Annotated in this window: 12 protein-coding genes and 1 pseudogene; 5 read left to right on the top strand and 8 right to left on the bottom strand. The window is 74.3% G+C overall.

What is annotated here, in order from left to right; all coding sequences use genetic code 11:
• Positions 1–238: 238 nt before the first annotated feature.
• On the bottom strand, positions 239–1,873 hold the full coding sequence (locus tag IE172_RS15465; RefSeq protein ID WP_190097800.1) for an acyl-CoA dehydrogenase family protein: 1,635 nt from the start codon (positions 1,871–1,873) through the stop codon (positions 239–241).
• An 88-nt stretch (positions 1,874–1,961) separates the two neighbouring features.
• On the opposite strand from IE172_RS15465, the gene IE172_RS15460 reads away from it, so the two are divergent.
• From IE172_RS15460 to IE172_RS15450, 3 genes are all read left to right on the top strand, one after another.
• Positions 1,962–3,113, top strand: a complete 1,152-nt coding sequence (locus tag IE172_RS15460; RefSeq protein ID WP_190097799.1) for a YihY/virulence factor BrkB family protein — start codon at positions 1,962–1,964, stop codon at positions 3,111–3,113.
• Positions 3,114–3,242: 129 nt separating this feature from the next.
• Positions 3,243–4,187 (top strand): AraC family transcriptional regulator, encoded by a 945-nt coding sequence (locus IE172_RS15455; protein ID WP_190097798.1) that lies wholly within the window; start codon positions 3,243–3,245, stop codon positions 4,185–4,187.
• 10 nt (positions 4,188–4,197) lie between these two features.
• Entirely contained in the window at positions 4,198–4,884 is a 687-nt protein-coding gene (locus IE172_RS15450) for a helix-turn-helix domain-containing protein (RefSeq protein ID WP_190097797.1), read from the top strand.
• Here the strand turns inward: IE172_RS15450 and IE172_RS15445 are convergent.
• The gene (locus tag IE172_RS15445; RefSeq protein ID WP_190097796.1) at positions 4,867–5,271 is read right to left on the bottom strand and encodes a VOC family protein; all 405 of its coding nucleotides are present in this window, start codon (positions 5,269–5,271) and stop codon (positions 4,867–4,869) included. The two genes, IE172_RS15450 and IE172_RS15445, sit on opposite strands and share 18 nt — an antisense overlap.
• A 119-nt stretch (positions 5,272–5,390) precedes the next feature.
• Here IE172_RS15445 and IE172_RS15440 point away from each other — a divergent pair, with 119 nt between their 5' ends.
• Entirely contained in the window at positions 5,391–6,080 is a 690-nt protein-coding gene (locus IE172_RS15440) for a ThuA domain-containing protein (protein ID WP_190097795.1), read from the top strand.
• Here IE172_RS15440 and IE172_RS15435 read toward each other — a convergent pair.
• Entirely contained in the window at positions 6,055–7,281 is a 1,227-nt protein-coding gene (locus IE172_RS15435; protein ID WP_190097794.1) for an MFS transporter, read from the bottom strand. The two genes, IE172_RS15440 and IE172_RS15435, sit on opposite strands and share 26 nt — an antisense overlap.
• 245 nt (positions 7,282–7,526) lie before the next feature.
• A complete protein-coding gene (locus tag IE172_RS15430; RefSeq protein ID WP_190097793.1) occupies positions 7,527–8,594 on the bottom strand; it encodes a LacI family DNA-binding transcriptional regulator in 1,068 nt (355 codons plus the stop codon).
• Between the two features lie 210 nt (positions 8,595–8,804).
• Between IE172_RS15430 and IE172_RS15425 the strand changes: the two genes are divergently transcribed.
• Positions 8,805–10,349 (top strand): carboxylesterase/lipase family protein, encoded by a 1,545-nt coding sequence (locus IE172_RS15425; protein WP_190097792.1) that lies wholly within the window; start codon positions 8,805–8,807, stop codon positions 10,347–10,349.
• A gap of 17 nt (positions 10,350–10,366) precedes the next feature.
• Here the strand turns inward: IE172_RS15425 and IE172_RS15420 are convergent, their stop codons facing one another.
• The 4 genes and pseudogenes from IE172_RS15420 to IE172_RS15405 all read right to left on the bottom strand — a co-directional run bounded on the left by IE172_RS15420 (position 10,367) and on the right by IE172_RS15405 (position 12,738).
• A complete protein-coding gene (locus IE172_RS15420) occupies positions 10,367–10,927 on the bottom strand; it encodes a DinB family protein (RefSeq protein ID WP_190097791.1) in 561 nt (186 codons plus the stop codon).
• Positions 10,928–10,992: 65 nt separating this feature from the next.
• Positions 10,993–11,669 (bottom strand): annotated as a pseudogene (locus IE172_RS15415) (DNA alkylation repair protein).
• 23 nt (positions 11,670–11,692) lie between these two features.
• Positions 11,693–11,878 (bottom strand): DUF397 domain-containing protein, encoded by a 186-nt coding sequence (locus IE172_RS15410; protein ID WP_190097790.1) that lies wholly within the window; start codon positions 11,876–11,878, stop codon positions 11,693–11,695.
• On the bottom strand, positions 11,875–12,738 hold the full coding sequence (locus IE172_RS15405; RefSeq protein ID WP_229886110.1) for a helix-turn-helix domain-containing protein: 864 nt from the start codon (positions 12,736–12,738) through the stop codon (positions 11,875–11,877). Before IE172_RS15405 ends, IE172_RS15410 begins: the two co-directional genes overlap by 4 nt.
• Between the last annotated feature and the right edge of the window lie 14 nt (positions 12,739–12,752).

The raw sequence follows: 12,752 nt of genomic DNA, 5'->3' as shown, positions 1-12,752 counted from the left end.
CCGGACCTCCCGGAAGAAAACCTGTCGGACCATACTGCCCTCCGCCCCGGGTGCGGACGCTCGGTACGGAGAGGGGAACAGTACGTTGCAACCCCCTGCAACCCTGGTGGACGGCCGGGTGCTGATCGACCATGGAGCGACGCCGTCCCGAGCGGCGTCCACGGCTCTCAAGGGGCCCGTGCGGCGGGGGTGGTGCCGTGTCGGCGCAGCACCACCCCCGCGTCGCGCGCTCCGCCGCTCAGGACACCGGCCGGGCCCGCTCCACCACCGACGCCAGGTCCAGCGTGTGCGGCAGCGTCCCGAACGCCGCGCCCGCGTCGCCGCCCAGGCGTCCGGCGCAGAACGCGTCCGCCACCTCCGGCGGCGCGTACCGCACCAGCAGCGACCCCTGGAGCACCAGCGCCAGCCGCTCCGCCAGCCGCCGCGCCCGCCCCTCGACACCCTCCAGGTCGGACAGTTCCGTCAGCAGGTTCCTGATCGCCGCGTCCAGCCGGTGATCCGCCCCGCGCGCCTGCCCGACCTCCCGCAGGTACGCGTCGAGCGCCGCCGGCTCACGGCGCAGCGCCCGCAGCACGTCCAGCGCCTGCACATTGCCGGCGCCCTCCCAGATCGAGTTCAGCGGTGACTCCCGCACCAGCCGGGGCAGGCCCGACTCCTCCACGTACCCGTTGCCGCCCAGGCATTCGGCCGCCTCGACCGCGACGGGCGGGCACCGCTTGGTCACCCAGTACTTCGCCGCCGGCACCGCGATCCGCAGCAGCGCCCGCTCCTGCTCACCGCCGTCGTCGTACGCCGCCGCCAGCCGCAGCGCCAGCGTGGTGGCCGCCTCCGACTCCACCGCCAGATCGGCCAGCACGTTGCGCATCAGCGGCTGGTCGAGGAGCGTGCGGCCGAACGCCTCGCGGTAGGTGCAGTGGTGCACCGCCTGCGCCACGGTCTGCCGCATCAGCCCGGCCGAGCCCAGCACGCAGTCCAGCCGGGTCGCCGCCACCATCCCGATGATGGTGCGCACCCCGGCGCCCTCGTCCCCGACCCGGCGGGCCCACGTCCCGTCGAACTCGACCTCGGCGGACGCGTTGGACCGGTTGCCCAGCTTGTCCTTGAGCCGCTGGATGAGGAACACGTTGCGGGTGCCGTCCTCCAGCACCCGCGGCACCAGGAAGCAGGTGAGCCCTCCGGGCGCCCGCGCCAGCACCAGGAACGCGTCCGACATGGGTGCCGAGCAGAACCACTTGTGCCCGGTCAGCTCGTACGCGCCGTCCTCGGCCAGCGGCCGCGCGGCCGTCGTGTTCGCCCGTACGTCGCTGCCGCCCTGCTTCTCCGTCATGCCCATCCCGAACAGCGCGCCGGGCTTCCGGCCGGGCGGCCGCAGGGCGCGGTCGTAGACCGTCGACGTCAGCCGGGGCTCCCACCGCGCCGCCAGCGCCGGGTCGGCGCGCAGCGCCGGCACCGCCGCGTGGGTCATCGACAGCGGGCAGCCGTTGCCGGCCTCCGCCTGTGTCCACATCAGGAACGCCGCGGCCCGCCGCACGTGTCCGCCCGGCCGCCGCCACGCGGCGGTCAGTCCCGCCGAGACGCCCTTGCCGAGCAGCCGGTGCCAGGAGGGGTGGAAGTCGACCTCGTCGATCCGGTGGCCGTAGCGGTCGTGGGTGCGCAGCCGGGGCGGGTTCTCGTTGGCCTGCGCCCCCCACTCCTGCACCTGCGCGGAGCCGACCGTGTGCCCCAGTCCCGACAGCTCCGGGCGCGCCTCCTCCAGCACGTCCGCGGCCAGGTGCCGCTCGACCGCCTCCACCAGGGCCCGGTCGGCGCCGAAGACGTCGTACTGCACCAGCGGGGGGACCTGATTGGTCACGGTGTGCGTGCTGCCTGCCATGTCCCGAACGTACCCCGTGGCAGTCCCCCCTCACCGGTGACCTGGCCTCTGGGTGAGTGCGACCAGGCACGACGGATACCTTTAGGACGTGCAGCCAGCAAGCGAATCCCCAGACGAGCCCTCCGGCCGCCTCCACCGGGCCAGGGCCCTCTACCGGAACGTCTCCAAACGCAGGACCGCCTGGCTGCTGCTCAAGGACACCGTCAATTCCTGCATGGAGTACCGGATCCTGGGCCTGGCGGCCGAGGCCGCGTTCTTCACGCTGCTGTCGGTGCCCCCGCTGCTGCTCAGCATGATCGGCCTGCTCGGCTACGTCGACGCCTGGACCGGCGCGGACACCATCCAGAGCCTGCAGCGCAACCTCCTCGACGCCTCCCGCACGGTGCTGTCCGACCGGGGCGTGAGCCAGATCGCGGAACCGATCCTGCGGGACGTGACGAAGGGCGGCCGGCCCGACGTCATCTCCCTCGGCTTCCTGATCGCCGTCTGGTCGGGCTCCCGCGCGGTGAACGTCTTCATCGAGACCATCACCGTCATGTACGGCCTGGACGGCGTCCGGGGCATCGTGAAGACCCGGCTGCTGGCCTTCCTGCTGTTCATCGTGGCCCTGCTGATCGGTTCGATCGCGCTGCCGCTGATGGTCGCGGGACCGGACGCGGTGGTGGAGATTGTGCCCTGGTCGACGACGCTCGTCCAGATCCTGTACTGGCCGGTCGTGATCGTGCTGTCCATCGTGTTCCTGACCACGCTCTACCACGTCTCCGTACCCGTGCGTTCCCCGTGGATCGAGGACGTGCCCGGCGCGCTGGTCGCCCTCGGCATGTGGGTGCTGGGCAGCTTCCTGCTGCGGATCTACCTGACCAACACCGTCGAGGGGCCCACCATCTACGGCTCCCTGGCCGCCCCCGTCGCCGTGCTGCTGTGGATCGGCGTGTCCGCGTTCGCGGTGCTCGTCGGTGCGGCCGTCAACGCGGCCATCGACCGGGTCTGGCCGGCCGCCGCGACCGCCGCCGCCCGCGAGGCCAACGAGCGGCTGCGGCAGGCGCAGGTCGCCGAGTACGTCGCCCGTACCGCCGCCACGGCGGGCGAGGCCGGCGGGGCCGACCCCGACATGCCCTCCGAGTTCCCCGAACGCTGGTCCCGCTTCCTCCCCCCGGAGGACGTCACCGCCCGCCTGCGCGCCCACCCGAAGCCCACCCACCCGAAGAACGGCGAAACCCCGCCTCCCGAGGAGAAGTAGCCCCCTCCGGCGTTCGACGAGCGGGCTAGCGGGCTCCGGGGCGGAGTCCCGGGGCGGGAGGCGGCGGAGGCGCATCACCCCGGCGACGCCCCGGCCCGCCCCCGAACGCCCGCGTCTACGCTGCCCCCCATGGACGCACTCACCGCCCTGCTGGAAGGCACCCGAGCCCGCGGCGCGTTCATGATCCGGGCGTCGTTCGACCCGCCGTGGGCGGTCCGCGTGGAGGACGGTGCCCCGCTGACGGTGATGGTCCTCGTCCGCGGCGACGCGTGGATCGTCCCGGACGGCGGCGAACGCCTGCGGCTGCGACCCGGCGACCTCGCCCTCGCTCGCGGCCCCGCCCCCTACACCTGCGCCGACGCCCCCGGGACCGCCCCGCGGGCGCTGATCCTCCCGGGCGGCGCGTGCCACCACCCCGACGGCCGCCCCCTGAACGGTGTCATGGACCTCGGCGTCCGCACCTGGGGCGACCGTCCCGACGGCGCCACGGTGATGCTGATCGGCACCTATCGGATGTGCGGCGAGCCCGGCCGGCGCCTGCTGGACGCGCTGCCGCCGCTGCTCTCCCTCCCCGCCGGCGCGCGGGACTGCCCGTTCACGCCCCTCCTCCTGGAGGAGGTCGGGCGGGAGGCACCCGGTCAGGAGGTCGTCCTGGACCGGCTGCTGGACCTGCTGGTCGTCACCGCGCTGCGCAGCTGGTTCGACCGGCCGGAGGCCGGGCCGCCCGCCTGGTACGCGGCCCTGTCCGACCCCGTCGTCGGCCCGGTGGTCCGCCTGCTCCGGGACGACCCCGCCCACCCGTGGACGGTCGCCGCCCTCGCCGCGAAGGCGGGCGTCTCCCGCGCCGCCCTGGCCCGCCGCTTCACCCGGCTCGTCGGCGAGCCCCCGATGACCTACCTCACCGGCCGGCGCCTCGCCCTCGCCGCGGACCGCCTGCGCGCCACCGACGACACCCTCGGCGCGCTCGCCCGCCAGGTGGGCTACGGCAGCGCCTTCGCCCTGTCCGCCGCCTTCAAACGGGCCTACGGGGTCAGCCCGCAGGAGTGGCGGAACGGAGCGGCCCGGGCGGCGTAGCCTGGGCGGCGTGTACACGGAGCGGGCGTCGCGGCTGCCGGGCGCGGTCGTGTGGACCAGCAGCCCGTCCGGGGACGGGCTGGACAGGGTGCTGCCCGACGGCTGCATGGACCTGCTCTGGCACGAAGGGCGCCTGCTGGTCGCCGGCCCGGACACCCGTGCCCACCTCACCGGGGGAGTGTCGGGCCTCTGGGCGGGCATCCGCTTCCCTCCCGGCACCGCGCCCGCCCTGCTGGGCGTCCCCGCCCACGAACTGCGCGACCGTCGCGTCGACCTGGCCGACCTGTGGCCCGCCGCGGCCGTACGCCGTCTCACCGCCCGGGTCGACGCGGTGGGCGACCCGGCGCGGGGCCTGGAGGACCTCGCCCTGCGCCGGACGGCGGACACGGTCCCGCCGGACCCGCTGCTCACCCGTCTCGCGTCCGCCCTCGAAGCGGGCCGTCCGGCCGCCGCCACCGCCGGCGAACTGGGCCTCAGCGTTCGACAGCTGCACCGCCGTTCCCTCGCGGCCTTCGGTTACGGGCCCAAGACGCTGGCGCGCATCCTGCGCCTGCGCCGCGCCCTGGACCTGGCCCGCGCGGGCGTCCCCTTCGCCGAGACGGCCGCCCGCGCCGGCTATGCCGACCAGCCCCACCTGGCCCGCGACGTACGGGACTTGACGGGGCTGTCGCTGGGCCGCCTACTCGCCCGCGGGTAGCGGCGCGAACAGGTCCACGCCGTTGCCGTCCGGGTCGAGGAGGACGGCGTAGCGCTGCCCCCACGGCGCGTCGAACGGCTTCATCTCGAACCGGCTGCCGGCGTCGGTCATCTCCTCGAAGAGCGAGTCGACGTCCGCCGGACCGTCGCACCGCAGCGCGAGGGAGGTCCTGCCCTCGCCCGGCGCCGGCGGCCGCCACTGCGTGAGGAAGGAGCGGACCACCTCCTCCGTGTCCATCATGAACCGCAGCCCGCCCGGCAGTTCGGCTTCCACGTGTCCCTGCGTCTCGGCCCCCTCGGGGAAGGCGAACCCCAGCCGCCGGTAGAAGGCGACGGAGGAGGCCATGTCCGAGACGACCATTCCGATGGCTTCGAATCGTGCACTCATGGGCTCACCGTAGGGCCGGGCCCGCACGACGGTCTTGAAGGAATCGGACACGCGCGTCCGGACGGGACGGCCTCGCGGAGCGGGCGGGCCGGGGCGGCCCGCCGCATAGGCTCTGGCGCATGACCGTCCCCGAGCGCCCCGCCCTCCTCGTGTACACCCGGACCACCGACTACCGGCACGACTCCCTCGCCGCCGGTGTCGCCGCCCTGCGCGGACTCGGTGTGTTCGACGTCGACGCCACCGAGGACCCGGCCCTCTTCGAGCGGCCGCTCGACCGGTACGCCGCCGTCGTGTTCCTCTCCACCAGCGGCGAGGTCCTCACCCCGGCCGGACGCGAGCGGCTCGCCGCGTACGTGGAGGCGGGCGGCGGGTTCGCCGGGGTGCACGCCGCCGCGTGCACGGAGTACGACTGGCCCTACTACGGCGAACTCCTCGGCGCACGCTTCGACCGGCACCCGGCCTACCAGCCGGGCCGCGCCGTCGTCGAGGACCACGACCACCCGGCGACCCGGCACCTGCCGGCCGTCTGGGAGTTCACCGACGAGTGGTACGACTTCCGGTCCAGCCCGCGTCCCACCGCGCGGGTCCTGGTCCGCGCCGACGAGTCCTCGTACGAGGGCGGCGGGATGGGATCCGACCACCCCCTGGCCTGGTGCCGTGACCAGGGCGCCGGGCGGGTGTTCTACACCGCGCTCGGGCATGCCGCGGAGGCCTACGAGGACCCCGCGTTCCTCGCCCACCTGCGCGGCGGGATCGGCTGGGCGGCGAGGGCGGGCGAGCGGGTCAGTCCGGGCGGTGGGACGCCGTGACCCTGCCGTCCCCCGCCGGGGCGCCGGTGGAGGACGAGGTGATCACCTCGGAGCGGCGGCCGCCCCGGCCCAGCAGGCCGCCGGTGAGGGCGAGGCCGAGGCCGGCCACGGCGAGGACGGCGCCGACCAGGGCGGGGGAGGTCCAGCCCCAGCCCGCCGAGAGGGCCAGACCGCCGAGCCAGGCGCCGCCCGCGTTGGCCAGGTTGAAGGCGGAGTGGTTGGAGGCCGCCGCCATGGTGGGGGCGTCCTTGGCCTTCGCCATGAGCAGCATCTGGATCGGCGTGGTGATGAGGGAGCCCAGCGCGCCGATGAAGGTGATCGTCACCAGGGCGGGCCAGGTGCTGTGGACGGTGAAGGAGAACGTCACCAGCGCCGCGGCGAGCAGGGCGAGGCCCGCGTACAGCGTGGGGCGCAGGGCACGGTCGGTGAGCGGGCCCGCGATCAGCGTGCCCAGCGTCATGCCGACGCCGTAGAGCGCGAGCACCAGGGTGGTCGAGGACTCGGAGATGCCCGTGACGTTGGTCAGGATGGGCACCAGGTAGCTGTAGACGGCGAAGAAGCCGCCGAAGCCCACCACGGCGACGGCCAGGCCGAGGGCGACCTGCCGGTTGCCCATCGCCCGCAGCTCGTGGCGGATGCCGGACTGCCCGGCACGGGGCTGGTGGGGGACGAAGAGGGCCAGCGCGGCGAGGGCGGCGACCCCGATGACGGCGATGGCGAGGAAGGCGGACCGCCAGCCGAGCTGCTGGCCCAGGGCCGTGCCGGCCGGCACACCGACGATGTTGGCGACCGTGAGTCCGAGGAACATGCGGGAGACGGCCCGCGCGGCCCGGTCGGGGGCGACCAGCCGGGAGGCGACGACGGCGCCCACGCCGAACAGCGCCCCGTGCGGCAGCCCGGTCAGGAAGCGCGCGCCGAAGAGCGTGCCGTAGGTGGGCGCGAGCGCGGACGCGATGTTGCCGACCACGAACAGCCCGGTCAGGAGCAGCAGCAGTCGTTTGTGCGGCAGGCGCGCGCCGATGCCCGTCAGCAGCGGCGCGCCGACGACGACACCGAGCGCGTAGGCGGAGACGAGGTTGCCGGCGTCCGGCACGGAGACGCCGACCCCGTCGGCTATCTGGGGCAGCAGCCCCATGGTGGCGAACTCGGTCGTGCCGAGGCCGAAGGCGACGACGGCCAGGGCCAGCAGGGCCAGGGGCATGGTGCGGGGAAACCTTTCGAAGACAGCGGGCCGGATCCGAGGGAGGGGGGTGGGACCGAGGTCGTCCCCGGCTCTCGTGGCCGGTCGCGCTGAGCACCATTGCCCGGCGCACCCCGGGAGAGGGCAGGCCCATGGGCGGAGCGCGCCCATAAGGAGGGGAGCAAGGACGGCGGGCCGCGCATTCCAAGATCGGGCCGCTGATCGACGTGAGCTGCGTCACGGCGGACCGGGCGGGGCGACGCCCGTCACCCGTGACCGTCCGGTCGCCCTCCGGGCGGCGCCGTGCTCGCGCGTTCCACCAGCCGGGTCGACAGTTCCGTGCGGGTGCTCTCGGGGCGGTGGCCGTCCATCATGCGGACCAGCAGCCGCAGGGCCGTCGCCGCCATCTCGGCCAGCGGCTGGCGGACGGTGGTCAGCGCCGGGGCCGGCCAGCGCGCCTCGGGGAGGTCGTCGAAGCCGACCACGCTCATGTCCCGCGGCACCCGCAGGCCCCGCTCGGCCAGCGCCTCGTACACCCCGAACGCCATCCGGTCCGAGCAGAGGAAGACGGCCGTCGGCGGCTCCGGCAGGTCGAGGAGTTCCCGCATCCGGCGGCGGGCGGCGTTCTCGTCGGGCCCGGTGTGCCGGACGTACTCGGGGCGGTGGCGCAGGCCGGCCGCGGCGAGGGCCGAGCGGTATCCGGCGATGCGCGCACCGCCGGAGAGCGTGCGCCGGCGGCCGGCGATGACGGCGACGCGCTCGTGGCCGAGCGACAGCAGGTGCTCGGCCGCCGTCACCCCGCCCTGCCAGTTCGCCCCGCCCACCGAGACCGCGCCCGGCGGCGGCTCGTGCACCGGGTCGATCATCGCGAAGGGGACACGGTGCTGCTCCAGCCAGGCGTACTGCGGCTCGCTGAGCTCCGCCAGGTGGAGCAGCACGCCCGCCGACCCGCGCAGCACCAGCTTGTCCAGCCAGGCACGCTCCGGGCGTCCGGCCGCGGCCCGGCCCCGGGAGAGGGCCGCCGACACCACGATCTCCAGTCCGGCGTCGTGCGCCGCCTCCTCGGCGCCGTGCAGCACCGCGCCCGAAGCGGAGTCCGTGAGGGAGTGCACCACCAGGTCCACCAGGCGGGGGGAACGGGCTCCGTCGAACCGGGGCCGGCGGACGTAGCCGAGCCGGTCCAGGGCCTCCGTGACGCGCCGGCGGGTCTCCGGGGCCACGTCCTCGCGGCCGTTGACGACCTTGGACGCGGTCGGCACCGACACACCCGCCTCGCGGGCCACGACCGCCAGCGTCGGCCCCGCCGTCATCCCGGCACCACCCGAACGAACCATCGGGACACCCCACCTCCACCGGACGGACAGCGTGTAGAAAGCGCTTCCTACTGTAGATCCGGTGGCCCGGGGCGGGAAGAACTCTCACAGACGACAGGAATACCGGTGAGCGGTGTGGTGCTCTTGTGGTTACCGGCGGGTCCGGGCCCGCGACGCCCCGGACGGAGGGGCCGGGGCGTGGGCGCCACGCGACGAAGGGCTGGTGGGCACATGACGGCGGACCGAGCGAACCCCGTGATCAGGACGCCGTACGGTGCCGTGCGCGGCCGCTGGGAGCGGGACGCCGCCGTGTTCCGGGGCATCCCCTACGCGGCACCCCCCTTCGGCCCCCGCCGCTTCCGCCCGCCCGTCCCCCCGGAGCCCTGGGACGGCGTGCGCGACGCCGGCGCCTTCGGCCCGACGGCCCCGAAACCCCCGTACTCCGAGGCCTTCGCCCAGTACCTCTCGGACCCGGTGATCCCCGGCGACGACTGCCTCAACCTGAACGTGTGGACCCCGGACCCGTCCCCCGACGCCCGGCTCCCCGTCCTCGTGTGGCTCCACGGCGGCGCCCTGACCAGGGGATCCTCCGCCGTCCCCGTCTACGACGGCGGCACCTTCGCCCGCGACGGCGTCGTCTTCGTGTCCCTCAACTACCGCCTGGGCGTCGAGGGCTACGGCCTCTTCCCGGACGCCCCCGCCAACCCCGGACTGCGCGACCAGCTGGCCGCCCTGCGGTGGGTCCACGACGCGATAGCCGCCTTCGGCGGCGACCCCGCCCGCGTCACCCTCGGCGGCCAGTCCGCCGGGGCCATCAGCGCGGGCGCGCTGCTCGCCGCCCCGCAGGCGCGGGGCCTGGTCCGCCGGGCCGTCCTGCAGAGCGGCCCTCCCGAGACCACCGACCGCGACAAGGTGCGGCGCATGGTCCGCCGGATGGCGGCCCGCCTGAAGACACCCGCCACCGCCGAGGCCTTCGCCGCCGTCGACCGCGAGCACCTGCTGCGCGTCCAGGCCGACATCGGCCGCCGCAGCAGCCCCGTGCTCGGCGGCCCCGCCTTCGGCATCGTCGTCGACGGCGACCTGGTCCCGCGCGACCCCCTGGACGCCCTCACCGACGGCGCCGCCCCCGGCGTCGACCTCCTGACCGGCTGGACCCGCGACGAGTACCGCCTCTGGCTGGTCCCCGGCGGCCTCCTGGAACGCGTCGACCGCCTCGGCACGGTCGCCCTGGCCGGTGCGAAGGCCCGCTGCCACTGCGGCAGCGAGGTCCCGCGCGGCTACCGCACCCTGCACCCCGACGCCGGCACCGCCGAGACCGTCGGCCAGATGGTCACCGACCACCTGCTGCGCGCTCCGCTGCACCGCCTCGCCGACGGCCGCGACGCCCCCTCGTACGTGTACGAGTTCGCCTGGCCCTCCGGCCGCCCCGGCATGGGCGCCTGCCACGCGCTGGAACTCGGCTTCGTCTTCGACAGCGGCGACGAACCCGACGCCCGCAAGCTCGCCGGCGAGGGCGCGCCGCAGGACCTGGCCGACGCGATGCACGGCGCCTGGGTACGGTTCGTCACCGACGGTTCCCCCGGATGGGAGCGGTGGGACGAGAGACACCCGGTGCGGGTGTTCGGGGACGGCGCCCCGCACACCGTCCACGGCCCCCGCGACCGCGAACTCGCCCTGTGGGACGCCCCGGAGGCCCCCACCCCCACCGACCAGCCCGCCGAACTCCGCTCGGTCGTCCGCCGGCTGCGCCGCACGGGCGCCCTGCGCCGCGGCTGAACCGCGAGCGGGGCCCGTTACTGTCCGACCCGCCCGTCGACACACTCGCGCAGCAGGTCCGCGTGCCCGCAGTGCCGCGCGTACTCCTCGACCCGGTGCACCAGCAGCTCCCGCACCGCGATCCCGTCCTTGCCGAGCCGCGCCCCGAGGTCCGCGTGCCCGTCCAGCTCGGCGTCGGTCGCCGCCTGTTCCCGCTCCAGGTCCGTGTACGCGGCCTCGACCACGGCCGGGTCGCCGACCGCCCCGTCGAAGTCCCCGTCGCGCCTGCCGTACAGCTTCGGCAGCGGCTCCCCGTCGGTGATCCAGTTGCGCCAGTCCCGCTCCGCCTCGGCGAGGTGCCGCACCAGCCCGAGCAGCGACATCGTCGACGGCGGCACCGACCGCCGCGCCAGCTGCTCCGCGTCCAGCCCCTCGCACTTCATCCGCAGGGTCAGCCGGTAGTTCGTCAGCACGTCCACCAGGGTCGCGAGCTCCCCGTCCGGGGCGGGGCCGTCGTTGTTGCGGGGGTCCGTGTCGGGGTCGGCCCACATGTCGGGGTGGACGGTGGCCTCGGTCCATCGCGCGGGTGCGTCAGTCATGCGCCCCATGCTGGACGGGCGGTTCCGGCCGCGCCATCGCTTTTCCCGCCCGTGCCGCGCGTTGCCTACGCGCCCTGCCGCCGGCTGACCATCTCGCCGATCCACACCGGCGCGAACGGGGACGTACAGCCCGGGGACACCGGGTAGTCCTTGAGCACCTCCAGCCGCTCACCGATGCCGATCGCCCGGGCGCGGTACCCGGCGTGGTCGATGCCGATCTGCGCGAGGCAGTGGTTCATCGCCCACTGGAGACGGTCCGGGGCGTCCTTCATCTCCGACTCGACGACGTCGAGCAGCCCCGCCAGATCGAGACCCTCGGGCTTCTTCGCCACCCGCTCGGTGGTCAGCGCCCAGCCCGCGGCGGCGACCACCGGATCCGGGTCGGCGAGCCAGGCGAGGCGCAGGTCCTCGGCGTGCGGGCTCTTCTTCACCACGTAGGCGACGAGCCAGTCCTGCACCTTGGGCGTACGGGCCTCGCGCAGCATCCCGTCCAGTTCGTCCCGCCCGAACGCCTTCGGCCGGCACACCAGCAGCGCCAGCAGCCGCGCGGCGGAGTCCTCCGTCGCCCACAGCTCACGCGCGAGCTCCTGCCGCGTCCTCAGCCGCTTGGCGAGCGCCCGCAGCTTGCTCAGGTTCACCCGTGGTCGTCACCGTGCTTCTCGTTCACGGCGCGGATCCTCGGATCCTCCAGCGCGGCCAGCTCGGCCATCACCTCGGCCGTCGTCGCCGTCGTCCCGGACATCCCGGCCTCCCGTGCCTCGCGCGTTACTCCGTCGACGGTACGGAGAGGAAGGCCGTCCAGGCCTCAGGGGTGACGGTGAGGTGGGGGGCGTCCGGGTTCTTGGAGTCGCGGATGTGGACGGCGGCGGGCCGGGTGGCGACTTCGAGGCATTCGCCGCCTTCGCTGCCGCTGTAACTCGACTTGAACCACTCAAGTGCGGTGCCACTCATGCCTCTCCCCGAAGCCGGTCCAGCAGGTCCCTCGTATCCTCGGTGTTGAGGGCCTGGGTTCGCAGCATCGCATACTTCTGTGTGAGGATCCCCACCCCATCCGGATCGGCGATCAGTTGACTGCCTCGGTGGGTTTCCATGTAGGCGACCCGCTGATGCTCGGGGGTTTCCAGGAGGACGAAGGGGCCGTCCAGCCCGGCGTGAGACGTGCGGCCAAGGGGCAGCACCTGAAGGGTGATTCCGGGTACGTCGGCGTATTCGCGCAGCTTCCTCAGTTGCTCCACGTACACGTCCCTCCCGCCCAGACGATCCCTGAGCACAGCCTCCCAGACGACGAAGCTGGTGGTGGGCGGCACTTTGCGCCGCAGGATGTCCTGCCGCTGCATGCGCGAGGCGACGAGTTGCTCGATCTCCTCCTCGTCGTAGACAGGGACCCGGCTGCGGAAGACGGCCCGGGCGTACGCCTCGGTTTGCAGCTGCCCCGGTACGGCGAGGCTTCCGTACACGGAGATCGCGATAGCCTCCCGCTCCCGGTCCAGGTACTCCTCCGCCCACAGCGGCACCAGGTCCACCTCCGGCATCCGGCTGAGCGCGACCGAGAGGGCGCCCTTGGTGTCGAGGAGGTCGTCGAGCTGCTCGGCGAGGTCCGGCTTCAGCGGGCGTCTGCCCTGCTCGATGGAGGCGATCTGCTGCTCGCCGATGACGAAGCGCTCGCCCAGGGACTTCTGGGTGTGGCCGGCGGACTGGCGGTACAGGGCGAGCAGCGCGCCCACCATCCTCATCGCCGAGGCGTTTCTCCGTGTCGTGGTGCCCATGAGGCGGAACCCCCCAGCCGTGCGCGTACGTTCACCGTCGCGCATCCGTACAGTCGGGC

Origin of the sequence: Streptomyces griseoflavus, from assembly GCF_014649995.1 — a bacterium.
In the GTDB taxonomy this organism is placed as follows: Bacteria; Actinomycetota; Actinomycetes; order Streptomycetales; family Streptomycetaceae; genus Streptomyces; species Streptomyces griseoflavus.
This window is presented reverse-complemented; position numbering and strand designations above follow the sequence as displayed.

Bases quoted from the DNA above. Each gene is read 5' to 3' on its own strand.
- IE172_RS15465 (WP_190097800.1), bottom strand. From the start codon at position 1,873: ATGGCAGGCAGCACGCACACCGTGACCAATCAGGTCCCCCCGCTGGTG.
- IE172_RS15455 (WP_190097798.1), top strand. From the start codon at position 3,243: ATGGACGCACTCACCGCCCTGCTGGAAGGCACCCGAGCCCGCGGCGCG.
- IE172_RS15445 (WP_190097796.1), bottom strand. From the start codon at position 5,271: ATGAGTGCACGATTCGAAGCCATCGGAATGGTCGTCTCGGACATGGCC.
- IE172_RS15440 (WP_190097795.1), top strand. From the start codon at position 5,391: ATGACCGTCCCCGAGCGCCCCGCCCTCCTCGTGTACACCCGGACCACC.
- IE172_RS15435 (WP_190097794.1), bottom strand. From the start codon at position 7,281: ATGCCCCTGGCCCTGCTGGCCCTGGCCGTCGTCGCCTTCGGCCTCGGC.
- IE172_RS15430 (WP_190097793.1), bottom strand. From the start codon at position 8,594: ATGGTTCGTTCGGGTGGTGCCGGGATGACGGCGGGGCCGACGCTGGCG.
- IE172_RS15425 (WP_190097792.1), top strand. From the start codon at position 8,805: ATGACGGCGGACCGAGCGAACCCCGTGATCAGGACGCCGTACGGTGCC.
- IE172_RS15420 (WP_190097791.1), bottom strand. From the start codon at position 10,927: ATGACTGACGCACCCGCGCGATGGACCGAGGCCACCGTCCACCCCGAC.
- IE172_RS15410 (WP_190097790.1), bottom strand. From the start codon at position 11,878: ATGAGTGGCACCGCACTTGAGTGGTTCAAGTCGAGTTACAGCGGCAGC.
- IE172_RS15405 (WP_229886110.1), bottom strand. From the start codon at position 12,738: ATGCGCGACGGTGAACGTACGCGCACGGCTGGGGGGTTCCGCCTCATG.